We start from the raw sequence: 19,162 nt of genomic DNA, 5'->3' as shown, positions 1-19,162 counted from the left end.
AGCGTGTGCACGCGGTGAGAGCACATGAAGTGAACGAGCGGTGGGGTGGATGCTGCGGCCCGGGGCGGCCGGCCGGGTGGAGAGTGCCGGTGGTCAGGCGGAGCGGGCGGCGCGCTCGGCGGAGCGGATGACCGCCTCGACGCCGAGCATGAAGAGCTCGCGGTCCTTCAGGTCCAGCAGCCGCGCGGACATCTGCGCGATGTGGGGGTGCTTGATCGGGTCGACGAGCAGCGGGCCCTCGAACCACGGGCTGGAATCCGCAGGGGCTGTGGTGGCGCGCTCGGCCCGCGCGCGGGCGACGCCGGCGGCGATCGACAGCACGTGGGTCGCCATGAGCGCGTAGTGCTGCACCAGGGCATCGCCCGTGAGGCCGGCTCGCGAGAACGCGTCGAGCATCAGCTCGATGGCGTCGAGCTCTCCGGGGCCGTGGGTGGTGAGGACGATCGCCTCCTGCCCCACGGCGGGGTAGCGGGCGAACTCGGTCAGCGTCGCCGACGCGAGCTGGCGGAGGCGCTCCTGCCACTCCTCGGAGTCGGCGGTGACGGCGGCCAGGCTTCGCAGCGTGAGCTCGTCGAGCAGCGCGCTCATCAGCTCTTCCTTGCCGCGGAAGTGGCGGTAGAGGGCGGTCGGGTCGGTGCCGAGCTTCGCGCCGAGGTCGCGGATCGAGAGGGAGGCCGATCCGGTCGTCTCGGCGAGCTCGAGGCCCGCGGCGATGATCGTGGCCCGGTCCAGACGCTTCGCGCCCGCCTTGTCGGGCGTTGCCCCGGTGCGTGCCGCCATGATCCCCGCTTTCGCCGTCGCGTCCATCGTGCCACGCACCCCTGTCTCGGCGTCGTGACGTCCCGAGCTTAGTCGGCCTGTCATCGCATCTGTCAACACTGTTGACAGATGCGATGACAGCGGTCTATCGTCAAGCGATCCGTTCGACGACGAAGGAGAGGTCCCGTGGCCGCTGCCGTTCCTGCAGATGCAGACACCCCGTACGCAGACACCGTGTTCATCCGAGGCGCGCTGTTCAGCTCCGACCTCGTCCGTGCGGGAAGCGCGGAGGCTCTGAGCGACGTGGCCGTCGCCGTGCGCGGCGGACGCATCGCGGCGGTGTGCGCCGCGGACGAGGCATCCGTGTTCATCGGTCCCGACACTGAGGTCGTCGACCTCGCGGGGGCGCTGCTCGCTCCGGGGTTCCAGGACGCCCACGTGCACCCGATGTCGGGCGGCGTCGAGCTGCTGCAGTGCAACCTCACCGGCTCGGAGGACGCAGCCGACGCGCTCGCCACGATCGCGCGCTACGCCGCCGAGAACCCCGACGTCGAGTGGATCGTGGGCGGCGGGTGGTCGATGGACCACTTCGCGGGCGGGGCCCCGCTGCGCGGCGCGCTCGACGCGATCGTGCCCGACCGCCCGGTGCTGCTCGCGAGCCGCGACCACCACTCCGCGTGGGCGAACACCGCGGCGATGCGGGCGGCCGGCGTCGACGCGGCGACGGCCGACCCGGCCGACGGGCGCATCGAGCGCGAGGCCGACGGGTTCCCCGCCGGCACCTTCCACGAGGGCGCTGCCGACCTGTTCGCGGAGGCGCGCCCGAAGGTCTCGGAAGACCTCGCCTACGCGGGGCTGCTGCGCGCGCAGGACGACCTCATCGCGCAGGGCATCACAGGCTGGCAGGACGCCCTCGTCGGGAACTTCCCCGGTATTCCCGGCGGGCTCGCCTCCTACCGTCGCGCGCTCGCCGAGGGAACACTCAAGGCCCACGTCGTCGGGGCGCAGTGGTGGGAGCGCGGTGAGGGGATCGAACAGCTCGAAGGGATGATCCGCACCCGCGACGAGGTCGCCGCGCTCGGACGCGAGGACCGCTTCTCGCTGGGCTCGATCAAGTTCATGGTCGACGGCGTCGCCGAGAACCACACGGCCGCCATGCTCGAGCCGTACCGCGACGGGCACGGTCACTCGACCGACAACCGCGGCCTGTCGTTCATCCCGGCCGAGCGGCTGCGCGAGTACGCCATCGCCGCCGATGCCGCGGGCTTCCAGCTGCACTTCCACGCCCTCGGCGACCGGGCCGTGCGCGAAGCGCTCGACGCGGTCGAGGCGGCGGCGGAGGCCAACGGCGCGACCGACGGGCGCCACCACCTCGCCCACATCCAGGTGGTCGATGCGGCCGACGTGCCGCGCTTCGCCGCGGCCGGCGCCGTGGCGAACATGCAGCCCCTGTGGGCGTGCCACGAGGACCAGATGGACGAGCTCACGCTGCCGTTCCTCGCCGAGTCCGCCGCGTCGCGCCAGTACCCGTTCGGCGATCTGCAGCGGGCCGGGGTGCGCCTCGCCGGCGGCAGCGACTGGCCGGTCTCGAGCGCGGATCCGCTCGCGGGCGTCCACATCGCCGTCAACCGCGTCGCCCCGCTGTCCGACGACGAGCCGCTGGGCGGCCCCCACCAGCGCCTCGACCTCGCCACCGCGCTCGCCGCCTACACGTCGGGCACGGCGTACGTGAACCACCGCGACCACGACACCGGCTACGTCCGCGCGGGCTACCTCGCGAACCTCGTCGTCGTCGAGCCGAACCCGTTCACCGTGCCCGTCGAAGACCTCTACCTGTGCCGCGTCGCCTCGACGTGGATCGACGGCGAGCGGGTCTTCGCGCGCGCCGACGCCAGCGCGGGCGCCGAGGCCGACGCAGGCGCGGACGCCGCGGCCGCAGCATCCGTCCTGTCCTGAGTTCCTTCTCCACCACCCGACACCGTCGTCAGAACCCGAGGAGCACCATGATCCGCACCCGACGCACCGCCCGTCGCCTGCTCGCCGTCGCGGGCGTCGGCGTGGTCGGCGCGCTCGTCCTGTCCGCGTGCAGCGCCGACACGTCGAGCCCCGACGCCACCGCCGCCCCCGAGTGGGAGTACACCGCCCAGACGGCCGCGCCGTCGGGCGACATCGACTCGTACTCGTGGGTGAGTTACTCCGAGCCGTACTCGCTCGACTACGCCTACGCGTTCGACTACGCCGACAACCAGGTGCTCGCGAACGTCTGCGAGTCGCTGCTGCGGCTGAACCCCGATTTCACGCTCTCGCCCGGACTGGCGGAGGCGTTCGACCACCCGACGCCCGAGACGTGGGTCTACACGATCCGCGACGGTGTCACCTTCCACGACGGCACGCCGCTCACGGCCGCTGACGTCGTGGCGTCCATGAGCCGCCATCTCGACCCCGAGGTGGGCTCGTCGTGGTACTCGGTGTACCAGAACGTCGCGTCGATCGAGCAGACCGGCGACCGGCAGGTCACGGTGACCATGAACGGCCCTGACTCGCAGTTCAACCTCGCGATGGGCGGGTCGGCGGGTGTCGTCGAGTCCTCGGCGACCCTTGCCGAGACGGGTGCCGACTACGGCAACTCGACGGGACTCGTCAACTGCACCGGCCCCTTCGCGCTCACCGAGTGGAAGTCGGGGGAGTCGGTCACGCTCACCCGCTACGACGACTACTGGGACGACACGCTGCGCGCCCGCGCCGGCGAGGTCGACATCCTTTTCATGACCGACCCCAACGCGCGTGTCAACGCGCTGAAGTCGGGCGAGGTCGACGGCGGGTGGATGATCCCGGCCGACGCGATCGGGCAGCTGCAGGACTCCGGCAAGGGCGACATGTACTTCGGCCTCAACACCGCGGTCGGCAGCCTCATCGTGAACAACCTGGAGGGTCCGCTCGGCGACGAGCGCGTGCGCCGGGCGCTGCTCATGGCGATGGACCGGCAGGGGATCCTGGATGCTGCGGCCAAGGGCTACGGCGAGGTCACGAACGCGCTCACCACCGAGTCGGTGTGGGTCGGCGCGAGCGACGCGGGCTTGAAGGAGGCGTTCGACGGGCTCGAGGAGTATCCGTACGACATCGAAGCGGCCAAGAAGCTCATCGACGAGGCGGGGGTGGCGGGCGAGGAGATCGTGATCGCCACCGCGCCGATCAGCAACGACTTCACCGTCATCTCGCAGGGCGCGGCCGCCGCCGCACAGTCGATCGGCCTCACGGCGACCATCGAGACGGTGAGCCCGAGCGCGTACACGGCGCTCTTCTCCGACCCGACCGCGCGCGAGGGCATCGACCTGTTCTACACCTCGTGGTACCTGTCGAGCCCGGATCCGCTCGAGATGTACAGCGTGCTGCGCACCGGCGAGTTCAGCAACTACGGCAACTGGAGCGACCCCGAGTTCAACGCCCTCGTGAACGAGGCCGTCACCATCGACGACCCCGCGGCGCGCAGCGAGGTCACCGCCCAGGCTCAGCGCATCGCGAACGAGCAGCTGCCGTGGCTGCCGCTGTTCCAGGGCCCGATGACGCTGTTCCTCGGCGACCGGGTGACCGGCGTCGCCCCGTCGGTGGCGTTCATGTACTACCCGTGGGCGGCGACCATTGGCTCCCGTTGACGTGAGCGCGGGCCCGGCGGTCGCCGCCGGGCCCCGCCCGGATCGGCGGCGGGCCGGAGGGAGCGGGGGAGCGATGATCGCCGTCCGCCGGATCGCCGGCAAGCTCGGCGGGCTGCTGCTCACGCTGTTCCTGGCATCCGTGCTCGTCTTCTTCTCGCGCTTCCTGGTGCCGGGCGATCCGGTGGCGTTCCTGCTGCGGGGGCGCAAGCCCAGCCCCGAGGCGGTGGCCCAGGTCACCGCGCAGTACGGTCTCGACCTGCCGCCGTGGCAGCAGTACCTCAACTGGGTCGCGGGGCTCCTCCACGGCGACCTGGGTCGGTCGCTGCAGTACCGGCAGGACGTCACCGTGGTGCTCGGCGAGCGGCTGCCCGTCACCCTCGGGCTGGTCGTGATGGCGGGCACGATGATCGCGGTCGTCGGCCTCATCGCCGGCGCGGTCGCCGCCCTCCACCGCGGACGCCTCGCGGACCGCTCGATCCTCATCGGGCTCACCGTGCTCGGCGCCATCCCGTCGTTCGTCGGATCCATCGTGCTCATCGCGGTGTTCGCTGTGCAGCTCGGCTGGTTCCCGTCGTTCGGGTCGGGCGAGGGGTTCTGGGACACGGTCTACCACCTCGTGCTTCCGTCGATCGCCCTCGCGATCGTGTTCGTCGTGCTGGTGGGCAAGGTGACGCGTTCGTCGATGATCGACCAGCTCGACCGTGAGCACGTCGAGGTCGCGATCAGCCGTGGCATCAAGCGCGGCACCGTGATCCGCCGTCACGTGTTCCGCAACGCCGTCGGGCCGATCCTGACGGTGAGCGGGATGCTGGTGGCCGGCCTCCTGGTCGCCAGCTCCATCGTCGAGGCGGCCTTCGGTCTCGCCGGCATGGGCTCGCTGCTCGTGCAGTCGGTCGACCGCCTCGACTTCCCGGTCGTGCAGGCGATCGTCCTCCTCGTCGTGACCGCGTTCGTGCTCGTGAACGCCGTGATCGACGTCCTCGAACCCTGGATCGATCCCCGATCCGCTGCCGGAGCCGGTGCCCGATGACGACAACGCCCACCCTCGCCGTGAAGGTGCTGCGCGCACCACGGCTGCCCCGCACCAGCCTGACCTTCGCGATCGCGCTCGGAGTCCTCGCCGCGATGACGCTGGCCGCGATCTTCGCCCCGTTCCTCGCGCCGTACAACCCCGACGCCGTCGACTTCGCCGCGGTCAACGCGCCGCCGAGCGCCGCGCACTGGCTGGGCACCGACGGTCTCGGCCGCGACACCTTGAGCCGCCTCATCTACGGTGCGCGCACGGCCCTGCTCGGTCCGCTCCTCGTGGTGATCGCGTCGACGGTGCTCGGCATCCTCCTCGGTCTCCTCGCCGGCTGGCGCGGCGGCTGGATCGACTCCGTGCTCGGTCGCCTGTTCGACGTGCTGTTCGCCTTCCCGTCCCTGCTCATCGCGATCATGGCGGTCGCGCTCTTCGGCAAGGGGCTGGTCGCTCCCGTCATCGCGATGAGCATCGCGTACGCGCCGTTCGTCGCGCGCCTCACCCGCTCGCTCATCGCGGCCGAGCGCACCCGGCCCTACGTCGCGGCGTATCGCGTGCAGGGCTTCGGCGGCGCGTGGATCGCGCTGCGGCGCGTGCTGCCGAACGTCACGCCCATCGTCGGCGCGCAGTCGACGCTCAACTTCGGCTATGTGCTCGCCGAGCTCGCCGCCCTGTCGTTCCTCGGCCTGGGCGTGCAGCCGCCCACCGCCGACTGGGGCGCGATGATCAACGAGGCGCAGGCCGGGCTCATCGGCGGGCACTTCCTGCCCGCGATCGTCCCGGCGGTGGCCGTCGTCGTGGTCGTCGTGGCCGTCAACATCATCGGAGAAGAGCTCTCCGACCGCATCGGTGGGGAGATCCCGGCATGAACGCAACCGAGACCGTCGTCGTTCCTGCCGCCGCGCCGACTGCGCCGAGTCCGGCACTCCTCGACATCCGCGACCTCACGCTCGACCTGCCCGACGGCACCCGGCTTCTGGACGGCATCACGCTGTCGGTGGCCGCGGGCGAGACCGTCGGCCTCGTCGGCGAGTCCGGCTCGGGCAAGTCGCTGACCGCCCGCACCGTTCTGGGGCTCGTTCCCGACCGCGCCACGATCACCGGCGAGGTCGTGCTCGACGGCGCCGGAGTGCTCACCGCCCCCGCGCCGGAACTCCGGCAGCTGCGTCGCCACGGCGCGGCGATGATCTTCCAGGATCCGCGGGCGGGCATCAATCCGATGCGGACGATCGGGGATCACCTCACAGAGGCGCTCCGCCTCGCAGAGGGATGGTCGACGGATGCTGCGCGCGCACGCGCCGTCGAGCTGCTCGAGGCGGTGCGCCTGCCCCGTCCCGAAGACCACCTGCGCCAGTATCCGCACGAGTTCTCGGGCGGGATGCTGCAGCGCGTCATGATCGCGGGAGCCTTGACGACGTCGCCGAAGCTCCTCGTGTGCGATGAGCCCACGACCGCCCTCGACGTGACCACCCAGGCCGAGATCATCGGCGTGCTCGCCGAACAACGCGCGAGCCGCGGCATGGGCATGCTCTTCATCACGCACGACCTCAACCTCGCCGCCTCGCTGTGCGACCGCGTGTATGTGATGAGCGGCGGGCAGGTCGTCGAGCAGGGCCGCGCGCACGACGTGCTGCGAGCCCCGCGGGCCGAGTACACGCGGCGCCTCGTCGCCGCGACCCCGACTCTCGTCGGCACCGCACCGGGCGCGACCGCGGGTCACCGCATCGGAGGCTCTGCGGAACACGCCGGGGCGCAGCATCCGTCCACCGGCGTGTCGTCGGAAATCTCCGATTCTGTGCGCGACGAGCGAGGGCCGGATGCCGCAGCCGCGGCGGCGCCGATGGTCGACATGGCGCACAGAATCGGAGGTTCTGGGGGACACGCCGGGGCGCAGCATCCATCCGACGGCGCGTCGGTGAAGACCTCCGATTCTGTGCGCGACGACAGGCCAACGGATGCCGCGGCCGTGGCGACTGCCGCATCGCCGATGCTCGAGGCGGCCGGGGTGTCGAAGACGTATGTGCGCCGGGGCAAGGAGCCTGTGCGCGCGGTGATCGACGCGTCGGTCGCGGTGCCCCGCGGCGGCGCGCTGGGGGTGGTGGGGGAGTCGGGGTCGGGCAAGTCGACGCTCGCGCGCATGATCGTGGGGCTCGAGGCCGCTGACACGGGCGACATCCGCATCGACGGTCGCGAGCGCACCGCGGTCCCTCGCAACAGGCGCGAGCGGCTGGCCCACGCACGCAGCGTGCAGATGGTGTTCCAGGATCCGTACCTGTCGCTCGACCCGCGCATCACGGCGGGCCGGGCCATCGAGGACGCCCTGCGCCTGCACACCCGGCTGAGCGCGACCGAGGCGCGGTCGCGGGTGCTCGACCTGCTCGCCCAGGTCGGACTGGAGGAGAAGCACGCCGCCGCGCGGCCGCGGACCCTCTCGGGCGGTCAGCGGCAGCGCGTCGCGATCGCCCGTGCCCTCGCGATCGAGCCGGACGTGCTCGTGATGGACGAGGCGACGAGCGCGCTCGACGTCTCGGTGCAGGCGCAGGTGCTCGACCTCGTCGACCGCATCCGGCGGGAGCGCGGACTCACCGTGCTCTTCATCAGCCACGACCTCGCCGTCGTCCGGCGCGTCTGCGACGAGACCGTCGTGATGCGCCGCGGCGAGATCGTCGAGCGCGGTCGCACGGCGGAGCTCCTCGCCGCCCCGCAGCACGAGTACACGCGGCTGCTCATCGACTCGGTGCCGAAGCCCGGGTGGGACGCCGAGGCGGCAGGTGCCGAGGTCGAGGCCGCGGGTGTCGACGGCGGCGTACCGGACGCGGGTGCGGACGACGGCGATGCGGAGGCCGCAGCGGTGGAGACGGCGAAGGTCGAGGCGGCCGGGCAGGCACGGTGACCCGCGTCCGGCGCAGGACGCCGGCGCGCGGGAGGATGGAGGGGTGTTCAGCGTCGAACTGATTCCGGATGCCGAGATCGACCGCGTGGTGCGGGAGGACTGGGACCGGCTGCTCGGCGCGGACCTGCCGAGCTCGGGACGCAACCCGGCGCCCAGCAACCGCCCCCACGTCACGCTCGCGGTGCGGGAGCATCTCGAGCCGTCGGCCTTTGCCGGAATCGCGGAGATGCTTCCCGTTCCCCTCGAGCTCGGCGGAGTGCTGCTCCTCGGCCACCGGGATCGGTACGTGCTCACGCGCCAGGTCGTCGTGACCTCCGCCCTGCTGGAGGTCCACCGCGTCGTGGCCGAGCTCGCCGGCAGACCCGAGCCCCGCTATTCGACCACGCGCATCGACCACTGGACGCCGCACATCACCCTCGCGCGCGGGCTGACCGCGGTGCGGCTGGTGACGGCGATGCGCACGATCAGGGCCCCGCACATCAGCGGCGAGGCCGTCGGCTCGCGGGTGTGGGATGCCGAGAACCGGCGCGTCATCACGATCCGGTGAGAGCGGTGCGCGCTCTGCGAGCGGTCAGTCCGCGAGGGCGAGCGCGCGGAACGGCTCGCGCGGCGCGGCCGGCGGCTGCGGGGCCCGTGCCGGCTGCTGCCGTGCGCGCATGGTGCGCAGGTAGAGCTCGTCGATGAGAGAGGTCGCGAGGCGCACGAGCTTCGCGATCTCGGCGTCGTCGCGGTCGACCCACGCGCAGCGGGGCTCGTCGTCGACGGGTACGAAGCCGTCGTGCTGCTCCCACGCGACCAGCGTGCGCTCCGCGCCCAGCACGTGCTGCTGCCACCACACCTGGCGGAGGTAGCCCCGCGGGATGCTGCGCCACGCCTTGTTCGTCGTCTTGATCTCGGCGAGGGTGATGCGGCCCACGCTGTCGACCGCGATGCCGTCGGGGGTCGCGAGGTGGCGCTTCTCGACGACGGCGTGGAAGAGCGCGGACGACGGCTGGATGCCGTGCGTCGCCGCGACCCACGCCGCGATCTCCGGCTCGCGGGCGCGTCCGTGCGCGGTGTACGCGTTGCCTGAGAAGCCCGAGCCGAGGAGCTTCGCATCGGCCGCGCGGGCGATCGCCCTGTCGGAGGTGAGGGTGGCGACGTCCGTCGCGGTGATGCCCCGGGACCGCGCGCGCACCCAGGCCACCCGGTCGCGGGAGTCCGCGACGATGCGGGCGGCCACCTCCGGTGCCTGCTCCGCGAGCCCCGACGGGTGCGCGACGGAGGGAACGGGATTCACCCTTCGAGGCTACGCCGCCGATGAGACATCCGCCGCCTGCGACGCACCGCGGTCGACGGACCGGCGGCGCGCAAGGGGGGTTGCGGTCGGCGGTCACGGTGGCATCCTCGGGGCATGGGCACCATGACGAGAGACGAGTTCCGCGCGTTCCCCGGTGTCGAGGACTGGCATCCGCGCGTGACCGGGGCGTTCGCGCTGTTCCGCACCGGCACGTTCGCCGCGGGGGCGCAGTTCTTCGGCGCGATCGCCGAACTGGCCGAGGCGGCCGACCACCATCCCGACGTCGACGTGCGGTACACGTCCGTGCGCGTGCGGCTCATGACGCACTCGGCCGGGGGACTGACGGAGAAGGATGCCGCGCTGGCCGCGCAGATCTCGCAGGCCGCGCGCGAGCTCGACATCCCGGCCGACACCGGGCGCATGCTCGACGTGATGCTCGCCGTCGCCACACCCGACCCGGGCGCGGTCGTGCCGTTCTGGAAGGCGGCGACCGGCTTCTCGGAGGTGCGCGACGGCGTCCTCTTCGACAAGGACGGCCGCGGCCCGCTCATCTGGTTCCAGCCGGTAGACAAGCCGCTGCGGGGTCGGTCGCACCTCGACGTCAACGGACCCCGCGACATCATCGAGAAGCGGCTCGACGCCGCGCTCGCCGCGGGCGGCGTCATCGTCGACGACTCGCACGCGCCCGAATGGTGGACGCTCGCCGACGCCGACGGCCACAAGGTCGACCTCTGCCCCTGGCGCACCTGACGTCGCCTGGGCACCGCCTGGCGGCCGAGGTGTCAGAACGCCGCGGCGCCGGCCTCCGCGACGGTCTGGTCCTGCTCGCCCGAGCCTCCGCTGACGCCCACGGCACCGACGACCTTGCCGTCGCGGCTGAGCGGCACGCCGCCGGCGAAGATCGCGACGCCGCGACCGTGCGCGTTGGTGGTGTGGATGCCGAAGAACTGCTGCGTCGGCTGCGAGTTGTCGCCGAGGTCCTTCGTCGAGATGTCGAACGCCTTCGACGTCCAGGCCTTGCTCATCGAGATCTCGATGCTGCCGATCCAGGCGCCGTCCTGACGCACGTGCGCGACGAGGTTGCCGCCCGCATCGACGACGGCGATGTTCATGGGCTGGCCGATCTCGTCGGCGCGCTTCTCAGCGGCTTCGATCACGCGACGGGCGTCTGCGAGGGTCACGGACATGGGGAGTTCCTTTCATTGCGGGACGGATGCCTCGGGCCGAGGCGCGGTCAAGCGGTCTGGATGTAGCCGTTGGGGTTGAGCACGTACTTCTTCGCGGCACCGTGGTCGAAGTCGGCATAGCCCTGCGGGGCGTCTTCGAGGCCGATCGGGGTCGCACCGACGGCGTCGGCGATGTGGACCTTGTCGTGGAGGATCGCCATCATGAGCTGGCGGTTGTACTTCATGACCGGGCACTGGCCGGTGGTGAACGACAGCGACTTGGCCCAGCCGAGCCCGAGGCGCAGCGAGAGGGAGCCGACCTTGGCGGCTTCGTCGATGCCGCCCGGGTCGCCGGTGACATAGAGCCCGGGGATGCCGAGCGCGCCGCCGGCCGCAGTGAGGTCCATCAGCGAGTTGAGCACGGTCGCGGGCGCCTCGTGCGAGGCATCCGATCCGTGTCCTCTCGCTTCGAAGCCGACGGCGTCGACGCCCGAGTCGACCTCGGGGACGCCGAGGATCTGCTCGATCTGGTCTTTGGGGTCGCCCTGGGAGACGTCCACGGTCTCGCAGCCGAACGAGCGGGCACGGGCCAGGCGGCCGGCGTTGAGGTCGCCCACGATGACGACGGCCGCCCCGAGCAGCTGCGCCCCGACGGCGGCAGCCAGCCCGACAGGTCCGGCGCCGGCGATGTAGACGGTCGAACCCGGCCGGACGCCGGCGGTGTAGGCGCCGTGGAAGCCGGTGGGGAAGATGTCGGAGAGCATCGTGAGGTCGAGGATCTTCTCGAGTGCCTGGTCGCGGTCGGGGAACTTGAGGAGGTTCCAGTCGGCGTAGGGGACGAGGACGTACTCGGCCTGGCCGCCGACCCAGCCGCCCATGTCGACGTAGCCGTAGGCGCTGCCGGGGCGGTCGGGGTTGACGTTGAGGCAGATGCCGGTCTTGCCCTCTTTGCAGTTGCGGCAGCGGCCGCAGGCGATGTTGAACGGGACGGAGACGATGTCGCCGACCTTGATGAACTCGACGTCGGGGCCGACCTCGACCACTTCGCCGGTGATCTCGTGACCGAGCACGAGGCCCGCGGGTGCGGTCGTGCGGCCGCGGACCATGTGCTGGTCAGAGCCGCAGATGTTCGTCGACACGGTCTTGAGGATCGCGCCGTGGGGCACCTTCCTGCCGACGTTCGCCGGGTTGACGCCCGGTCCGTCCTTCAGTTCGAACTCGGGGTAGTCGGTGTCGATCACTTCGACCTCGCCTGGCCCCTTGTAGGCCACCGCTCGATTGGCAGACATCGTCGTCCTCTCCGTCGCTCGAGACACGGTCGCGCGACTCTCGTGCTGCAGGCTCGCTGAGAGCCTTCTCCTTCCGGAGTGCTCGCGCAATGGGGCCGGGCGTGCGGACGGTTCTGGCGCATCCCGCTCGATTTGGCGGAGACGCCGGGATCACGTACCCTTGTCGGAGCCGAAGACCGCCGGTCATCGACGTGCGTGCGAACGCATCGAGATCGAAGCACTGCTTATGCAGAGGCCCGCGCAGGTGTCACGAACGATTCTCCTGGATCAGGAATCCCGCTCCGTGCGCTTGCGCCGGAGCTTTTTTGTTGCCGTGACGAGAAGATGAGCGGATGCCTCCGGCCGGCGCCTCGCCACCGCGGAGCGTCTCACACACACAAGGAGTGACCATGGCGCAGAAGGACGCATCGGTTGCCGAGCTCACGAAGAACTTCGAGGACTCGAACGCCGTTCTGCTGACCGAGTACCGCGGTCTGACGGTTGCCCAGCTCAAGCAGCTGCGCAACAGCATCCGTCAGGACGCGGAATACGCCGTGGTGAAGAACACGCTGACCAAGATCGCCGCGAACAACGCGGGGATCACGTCGCTGGACGAAGACCTCAAGGGTCCGTCGGCCATCGCGTTCGTGCACGGCGACTTCGTCGCCACCGCGAAGGCTCTGCGTGACTTCGCCAAGGCCAACCCGCTTCTCGTGATCAAGGGCGGCGTTTTCGAGGGCAACTCCCTCAGCGCCGACGAGGTCAACAAGTACGCCTCGCTCGAGAGCCGTGAGGTTCTGCTGGCGAAGGCTGCGGGCATGATGAAGGCGACGATGGGCAAGGCTGCCGCGACCATCGACGCGCTTCGCGAAAAGCTGGAGACCGCCGAGGCCGCGTGAGCGACCGGCGATCTTTTCTCACAACCCCATCTATCTAGGAGATACATCATGGCGAAGCTCACCACTGAGGAACTGCTGCAGCAGTTCGCCGACCTCACCCTCGTCGAGCTCAGCGAGTTCGTGAAGGCGTTCGAGGAGAAGTTCGACGTCACCGCTGCTGCTCCCGTCGCCGTTGCCGGCGCCGGTGGCGCGGGCGCCGAGGCTGCTGCCGAGGAGGAGAAGGACTCGTTCGACGTCATCCTCGAGGCTGCCGGCGACAAGAAGATCCAGGTCATCAAGACGGTCCGCGAGCTCACCTCGCTGGGCCTCGGCGAGGCCAAGGCCGTCGTCGACGGTGCTCCGAAGGCCGTCCTCGAGGGCGCCAACAAGGAGACCGCCGACAAGGCGAAGGCCGCTCTCGAAGAGGCCGGCGCGACGGTTACCCTCAAGTAATCCCGCGCTGCTTCTGCAGCGATTCCACGAAGGCCCCGGATGCTCGGCATCCGGGGCCTTCGTCGTGTCGCCGGCCCGCCCCCGTTCGTGAGACTGCGCATTCTGTGAAACCCCTTTCTCGGGGATCTGGCGCAGATTCCGGTTGATTTCACGGAAGCACTTGCGCTTCCGCATCCATTCTGACAAGAATGAGAAAGCGCATTCCAGAAAGCGCATTCTCATCCTCGAAGACGAGACCGGAGGATACGGTGACGACGACGCACCGCCCTAGAACGCTGCCGCCGGGCCGCGTACGCGGAGGCACCGCATGAGCGCGATCGGCGAGCTCGGCAAGCTCAAGTCCGCGAAGAGCGACGGCAAGAAGCAGAACAAGGCCGCCTACCTCTTCCTCGCCCCCTGGTTCGTCGGGCTGATCCTCATCACGATGGGGCCGATGGTCGCCTCGTTCGGCCTCTCGTTCACCCGCTACAACCTGCTCAGCGCGCCGAAGTGGATCGGGCTCCAGAACTACGCCCGCATGTGGGAGGACGAGCGGCTCCACTCGGCGCTCCAGGTCACCTTCACGTATGTGTTCGTGTCACTGCCGCTGCAGCTCGCCGTCGCGCTGTTCCTGGCGATCGTGCTCGACCGGGGCCTGCGCGGTCTGGCGTTCTACCGCTCCGCCTTCTACCTGCCGTCCTTGCTCGGAGCGAGCGTCGCGATCGCGATCCTGTGGCGCCAGATCTTCGGTGTCGACGGCCTCGTCAATCAGGTGCTCGCGGTCTTCGGCATCCAGGGGCAGGGGTGGATCTCGAACCCCGACACCGCGCTCGGCACGCTCATGATCCTGAACGTGTGGACCTTCGGCTCGCCGATGGTGATCTTCCTCGCCGGCCTCCGCCAGATCCCGACGATGTACTACGAGGCGGCGGACGTCGACGGCGCCAGCCGGCGGCAGCAGCTGTTCCGCATCACGATCCCGCTGCTCACCCCGATCATCTTCTTCAACGCCGTGCTGCAGCTCATCGGCACGTTCCAGTCGTTCACGCAGGCGTACATCGTCTCGGGCGGCACCGGCGGGCCGGTCGACTCCACGCTCTTCTACACGCTGTACCTGTACCAGCAGGGCTTCACGAACTACAACATGGGCTACGCGTCGGCCATGGCGTGGCTGCTGCTGGTCATCATCGGCATTCTGACCGTCCTGATGTTCTGGACCTCGAGATTCTGGGTTTTCTACGATGACCAAGATTGACGACGCCGCCGCCACGACGGCCCCGCTCGCGACCGAGACGATCGTCACCGGCCGCCCTCCGCTCGCCCGCCGGCGCAGTCCGTTCCGCAAGCCCATGGAGAGCGTCGTGCGACACGTCCTGCTCATCGCCCTGGCGCTCGCGATGCTCTACCCCGTGATCTGGATGGTCGTCAGCTCGCTGCGGCCGAACGACGAGATCTTCCGCGATCCCAGCATCATCCCCGACAGCTTCGAGGTCTCGAACTACACCGACGGGTGGAACGCGCTCGCGTATCCGTTCAACGTCTACATGTGGAACTCGGCGCTGATCGTGATCGGCTGCATCGTCGGCAACCTGGTGTCGTGCTCGATGGCGGCCTACGCGTTCGCCCGCCTGTCGTTCAGCGGCAAACGGTTCTGGTTCGCGGTGATGCTGCTGAGCATCATGCTCCCGATCCACGTCATCATCGTTCCGCAGTACGTGCTGTTCTCCCAGCTGGGCTGGGTCAACACGTTCCTGCCGCTGATCGTGCCGAAGCTGCTGGCCACGGATGCGTTCTTCATCTTCCTGATGGTCCAGTTCATCCGGGGCATCCCGAAGGAGCTCGATGAGGCGGCGCGGATCGACGGGGCGGGCCACCCGCGGATCTTCCTGCAGATCATCCTCCCGCTCATGGTGCCGGCACTGGCGACGACCGCGATCTTCACCTTCATCTGGACCTGGAACGACTTCTTCTCCCAGCTGATCTTCCTGACCAAGCCCGAGCTGTACACCGTGCCCCTGGCGCTGCGGTCCTTCGAGGACGCGCAGAGTTCCACGAACTACGCCCAGATGTTCGCGATGAGCGTCGTGTCGCTCATCCCGATCTTCCTCATCTTCCTGTTCGGCCAGAAGTTCCTCATCAAGGGGATCGCGACCACCGGGATCAAGTGACGCTCGCGTCACGCACCTCTTCGCGGGCCGCAGGGCCCACCCTCATCACACCGCACCAACACCACTCACCGACTTCGGTCGAAAGGATGCAAGACATGCGACGCACCACAACCGCACCGCGCTGGTTGCTGCTGACCTCCGTCGGCGCAGCGACGATGCTGACGCTGACCGCGTGCGCGGGTTCGACGGAGACCCCAGCCACCGGACCGACCCTGTCAGACGAGCCCGTGACGCTCAGCTTCACCTGGTGGGGCAACGACGTCCGCCACGGCATCACGGAGGAGCTCATCTCGGCCTTCGAGGCCGAGCACGAGAACATCACCATCGAACCGCAGTACACGGACTGGGCCGGCTACTGGGACAAGCTCGCCACCACGGTGGCCGCCGGCGATGCTCCCGACATCATCCAGATGGACGAGAAGCAGCTGTCGACGTACGCCGCCAATGGCGTGCTGCTGGATCTCGGCACCCTCGGCGACCAGCTGCCGACCGGTGACTTCCCGGAGTCCGTGCTCGGCACCGGCGCGCTCGACGGCACGCAGTACGGCGTTCCGGTGGGCATCAACACCTACACCTACATGGCGAACGTGGATGTGCTGGACAGCCTCGGCATCGAGCTCCCCGACGACGAGACGTGGTCGTGGGACGACCTCAACGAGGTGGCCGAGGAGGTGACCGCCGCCAGCGGCGGCGCGGTCGTCGGCTCGCAGTCCTGGGGCTTCGAGGACGGCGGCCTCAACAACTGGCTGCGTCAGCACGGCGAGTCGCTGTACGCCGACGACGGCTCGCCCGAGGTGACCGCGAGCGAGAAGACGCTCGCCGCCTGGTGGCAGAACCTGCTCGACGTGACCGAGGCGGGCGGCACGCCCGTCCCCTCCGCGACGATCGAGCGCGAGTCGGCCGGACTCGCGGAGTCGTTCACGGCGACCAACCAGTCCGCCTTCGGACCGTGGTGGTCGAACCAGGTCGCCGCCCTCCGCGACGCGAGCGGCCAGAACCTCGTGCCGCTCATGGTGCCGACGCCGGACGAGGGCGACGCCGCCGCCGCGTACTACAAGCCCTCGATGTTCTGGTCGGCGTCGGCCAAGACCGAGCACCCGGCCGAGGTCGCACTGTTCCTCGACTTCCTCGCCAACAGCGAGGACGCGGCGGACCTGCTGCTCGCCGAGCGCGGCGTGCCCGCGAACGACAAGATCCGCGCGTACATCACCCCGAAGCTCGATGAGGTCAACCAGGAGGTCGTCGACTTCCTCGACAAGATCGCGCCGCGGGTCGGCGACGCGCCGCCGGCGACCCCTCCGGGCGGCGGTGCGATCGAGACGATCATCGACCAGCACACGCAGCGCGTGCTGTTCGGTGAGGTGACGCCCGAGGACGCGGCCGCCAGCTTCATCGCGGAGCTGCAGCAGGCGCTCGACGACGCGGCGATCTAGCCGACGCGGGGTCGCGACACCGAGCGCGCAACCCCGTCGTCCCCAGGACTGTCCGGGGCCGGACCGAAGTGATGAGGGGTCCGGTCCCGGGCGGGCGCGCCGCGATGACGGAAGTCGTGCGGTCGAATGCGCCCCACCGCGCCCGTCGGCGCCCAAGATTGAGAGAGGAGGGGGATTCCTTGAGCGAGGTCACGTCGCGCCCGATCACGATGGCGCAGGTCGCACAGTATGCGGGTGTGTCGCAGGCATCCGTGTCGCGCGTCCTCAACGGCGTCGCCACCGTCGATCCCGCCATCGTCGCGAAGGTCAACCGCGCGGTGGCCGCGCTGAACTATTCGCCGAGCGAGGCGGCGCGCAGTCTCGTGCGGGGGAGCAGCCACACCATCGCGCTGCTGGTTCCCGACCTCGAGAATCCGATGTTCCAGGGCGTGCTGAAGGGACTCACCGTCGCCGCAGCGCGCGACGGCTACCGCGTGCTGGTCGCCGACAGCGCCGAGGCGGTCGGCGTCGAGGCCGACATCGCGAGCGAGGCGCGGAGCAAGTGCGATGCGCTGGTGCTGGTGTCGCCACGGATGCCGGACGCCGAGCTCCGCGACCTCATCCAGCGCACCACCCCTGTCGTGGTGGTGAACCGCCGCGTCGACGACACCGCGGCGGCGCAGCTGTCGGTCGACTACGCCACGGCCGTCAAGGAGCTGGGGATGCACCTGCGGGGCTTCGGCCACCGCCGCATCGCCTACGTCGCGGGTCCGGCCCTCAGCTACGCGAACGAGCAGCGGGCCTTGGGACTCGGGGAGCTGGCGCGGGACCACCCCGACCTCGAGTTCCTCACCATTGCGGCGGGATCGAGCATGGAAGCGGGCTACGACGCCGCCGACGCCGTCCTCGAGACCGGGGCCACCGCCGCCATCGCCTTCAACGACCTCGTCGCGCTCGGGCTCATGTCGCGCCTGCGCGAGGTCGGCGTGGAGGTGCCCGAACAACTCTCCATCGTCGGGATCGACGACATCCCGCAGTCTCGTTTCGCCGCCCCTCCGCTGACGACCATGTCGGTCCCGCGGATCGAGATCGGGCGGCAGGCTTGGAATCGCATGCGTCACGCACTGGACGGCGAGAGCGCCGACCACCCCCTGTTCTACCGGCCCGTCCTCGTGGCGCGCCGGAGCTCCGGTCCGGCATCCCACGCCAGCGGCTGGGTGGGTCCGGCCCGTCCGGTCCTGCGGCTCGGATCCACCGTCGTCGCCCAGTACGAGGAGGGCGTGAACGTCGACTCGGTGCTGTCGCCGCGCCCGTACCTCGACGCGGTGATCTCCCGTACCGGGACGCCGCTCACGGTGACCGAGCCGACCGACCACCCTCACCACCTCGGTGTGAGCCTCGCCATCGCCGACGTCAACGGCACGTCTTACTGGGGCGGGCGCACGTACGTGCGTGGCGAGGGGTCGGTCATGGTCCCCAACCACGGACGCCAGCGCCGGGACCGCCTGCACATCGAGGGGCACGCGCTCGACGAGCGGCTCAGCTGGGTGGACGAGCACGGCACGACCCAGCTCGTCGAGGTGCGGGAGCTCCGCTCCGCCGAGCTGGCGAACGGCTGGGCGCTCCGGTGGCGCAGCCACCTCAAGGCGACGCTCGACGCGATCACCTTCGGGTCCCCGGCGACGAACGGGCGCGACGGCGCCGGGTATGGCGGCATCTTCTGGCGGTTCGCCCCCGAGATCGCCCGGGTCTTCAGCCCCGCCGGCGACACCGAACGGGACGTGCACGGGGCGGCGACGCCGTGGATCGCCTTCACCTTCCCCGAGCGGGGCACCACCGTCGTGCTGACGCAGGGCGACGAGCGGCTGCCGTGGTTCGTCCGATTCGCCGAATATCTCGGCGCCGGCCCCTCGGTGGCCTGGGACGAGCCGCGCACGATCCTCGAGGGCGGCGAGCTCGACCTCGAGCTGACGGCGTACGTGCTCGACGAAGAGCTCGCCGACGCCCCGGCCGTCGAAGCCGCGCTTCCCGCGCTGCGTGCCGAGGCCGGCCTGTGACGGAGCGCCTTCGCGTGGGCGTCGCCGGCGTCCACGGCCACGGGCGCGGCCACGTCGACGCGGTGCTGGGCGCCGCGGACCTCGAACTCGTCGCCGTCGCCGACCCCCCGGGCGGGGGGGGCGGCCCCCCCCCCCCCCGGGCGTGCACCCCCGCCGCCGCGGTGGTCCGCGCCGTC

The 19,162-nt window shown here is 70.3% G+C and carries 17 protein-coding genes and 1 pseudogene; 14 read left to right on the top strand and 4 right to left on the bottom strand.

The window, feature by feature from the left end; translation table 11 throughout:
• Positions 1–93: 93 nt before the first annotated feature.
• Entirely contained in the window at positions 94–780 is a 687-nt protein-coding gene (locus ACLBXX_RS08355) for a TetR/AcrR family transcriptional regulator (protein WP_447657649.1), read from the bottom strand.
• Between the two features lie 165 nt (positions 781–945).
• On the opposite strand from ACLBXX_RS08355, the gene ACLBXX_RS08350 reads away from it, so the two are divergent.
• The 6 genes from ACLBXX_RS08350 (at position 946) to ACLBXX_RS08325 (ending at position 8,873) form a co-directional block, all read left to right on the top strand.
• Positions 946–2,715, top strand: coding sequence for an amidohydrolase (locus tag ACLBXX_RS08350; protein WP_447657648.1), 1,770 nt, complete (start codon positions 946–948; stop codon positions 2,713–2,715).
• A gap of 47 nt (positions 2,716–2,762) precedes the next feature.
• Positions 2,763–4,412 carry an ABC transporter substrate-binding protein gene (locus ACLBXX_RS08345; RefSeq protein ID WP_447657647.1) on the top strand — a complete coding sequence of 550 codons (1,650 nt, stop codon included), beginning with the start codon at positions 2,763–2,765 and terminating at the stop codon, positions 4,410–4,412.
• Between the two features lie 73 nt (positions 4,413–4,485).
• Positions 4,486–5,442 carry an ABC transporter permease gene (locus tag ACLBXX_RS08340; RefSeq protein ID WP_387139116.1) on the top strand — a complete coding sequence of 319 codons (957 nt, stop codon included), beginning with the start codon at positions 4,486–4,488 and terminating at the stop codon, positions 5,440–5,442.
• Positions 5,439–6,302 carry an ABC transporter permease gene (locus ACLBXX_RS08335; protein WP_447657646.1) on the top strand — a complete coding sequence of 288 codons (864 nt, stop codon included), beginning with the start codon at positions 5,439–5,441 and terminating at the stop codon, positions 6,300–6,302. Before ACLBXX_RS08340 ends, ACLBXX_RS08335 begins: the two co-directional genes overlap by 4 nt.
• The gene (locus ACLBXX_RS08330) at positions 6,299–8,326 is read left to right on the top strand and encodes a dipeptide ABC transporter ATP-binding protein (protein WP_447657645.1); all 2,028 of its coding nucleotides are present in this window, start codon (positions 6,299–6,301) and stop codon (positions 8,324–8,326) included. Before ACLBXX_RS08335 ends, ACLBXX_RS08330 begins: the two co-directional genes overlap by 4 nt.
• Positions 8,327–8,369: 43 nt before the next feature.
• Positions 8,370–8,873, top strand: coding sequence for a 2'-5' RNA ligase family protein (locus ACLBXX_RS08325; protein ID WP_447657644.1), 504 nt, complete (start codon positions 8,370–8,372; stop codon positions 8,871–8,873).
• Positions 8,874–8,897: 24 nt separating this feature from the next.
• Here ACLBXX_RS08325 and ACLBXX_RS08320 read toward each other — a convergent pair whose 3' ends face one another.
• On the bottom strand, positions 8,898–9,605 hold the full coding sequence (locus tag ACLBXX_RS08320) for a YqaJ viral recombinase family protein (protein WP_447657643.1): 708 nt from the start codon (positions 9,603–9,605) through the stop codon (positions 8,898–8,900).
• Between the two features lie 114 nt (positions 9,606–9,719).
• Here ACLBXX_RS08320 and ACLBXX_RS08315 point away from each other — a divergent pair, with 114 nt between their 5' ends.
• Complete coding sequence (locus ACLBXX_RS08315; RefSeq protein WP_447657642.1) at positions 9,720–10,355, top strand: 4a-hydroxytetrahydrobiopterin dehydratase; 636 nt, start codon at positions 9,720–9,722, stop codon at positions 10,353–10,355.
• A 32-nt stretch (positions 10,356–10,387) separates the two neighbouring features.
• Here the strand turns inward: ACLBXX_RS08315 and ACLBXX_RS08310 are convergent, their stop codons facing one another.
• Together ACLBXX_RS08310 and fdhA are read right to left on the bottom strand one after the other, a co-directional pair.
• The gene (locus ACLBXX_RS08310) at positions 10,388–10,792 is read right to left on the bottom strand and encodes a GlcG/HbpS family heme-binding protein (protein WP_310245123.1); all 405 of its coding nucleotides are present in this window, start codon (positions 10,790–10,792) and stop codon (positions 10,388–10,390) included.
• A 47-nt stretch (positions 10,793–10,839) separates the two neighbouring features.
• Entirely contained in the window at positions 10,840–12,060 is a 1,221-nt protein-coding gene (fdhA, locus tag ACLBXX_RS08305; protein ID WP_447657641.1) for a formaldehyde dehydrogenase, glutathione-independent, read from the bottom strand.
• 389 nt (positions 12,061–12,449) lie between these two features.
• Here fdhA and rplJ point away from each other — a divergent pair, with 389 nt between their 5' ends.
• The 7 genes and pseudogenes from rplJ to ACLBXX_RS08270 form a co-directional block, all read left to right on the top strand.
• Positions 12,450–12,938 (top strand): 50S ribosomal protein L10, encoded by a 489-nt coding sequence (rplJ, locus tag ACLBXX_RS08300; protein WP_310285091.1) that lies wholly within the window; start codon positions 12,450–12,452, stop codon positions 12,936–12,938.
• Positions 12,939–12,986: 48 nt separating this feature from the next.
• Positions 12,987–13,370, top strand: coding sequence for a 50S ribosomal protein L7/L12 (gene rplL / locus ACLBXX_RS08295; protein ID WP_387139100.1), 384 nt, complete (start codon positions 12,987–12,989; stop codon positions 13,368–13,370).
• A gap of 307 nt (positions 13,371–13,677) precedes the next feature.
• The gene (locus ACLBXX_RS08290; protein WP_310285087.1) at positions 13,678–14,604 is read left to right on the top strand and encodes a carbohydrate ABC transporter permease; all 927 of its coding nucleotides are present in this window, start codon (positions 13,678–13,680) and stop codon (positions 14,602–14,604) included.
• A complete protein-coding gene (locus ACLBXX_RS08285; protein WP_447657640.1) occupies positions 14,591–15,517 on the top strand; it encodes a carbohydrate ABC transporter permease in 927 nt (308 codons plus the stop codon). The genes ACLBXX_RS08290 and ACLBXX_RS08285 overlap by 14 nt, the downstream gene beginning before the upstream one ends.
• Positions 15,518–15,612: 95 nt before the next feature.
• On the top strand, positions 15,613–16,950 hold the full coding sequence (locus ACLBXX_RS08280) for an ABC transporter substrate-binding protein (RefSeq protein WP_447657639.1): 1,338 nt from the start codon (positions 15,613–15,615) through the stop codon (positions 16,948–16,950).
• 179 nt (positions 16,951–17,129) lie between these two features.
• Positions 17,130–18,986, top strand: a complete 1,857-nt coding sequence (locus tag ACLBXX_RS08275; protein WP_447657638.1) for a DUF6807 family protein — start codon at positions 17,130–17,132, stop codon at positions 18,984–18,986.
• A pseudogene (locus ACLBXX_RS08270) lies at positions 18,983–19,162 on the top strand (hypothetical protein); the annotation flags it as partial. The gene ACLBXX_RS08275 and the pseudogene ACLBXX_RS08270, both read left to right, overlap by 4 nt.

The sequence above is a fragment of the Microbacterium sp. C23T genome, from assembly GCF_053345975.1.
The sequence above is the reverse complement of the archived record's forward strand: the minus strand, read 5'-3'. Positions and strand labels throughout refer to the sequence as shown.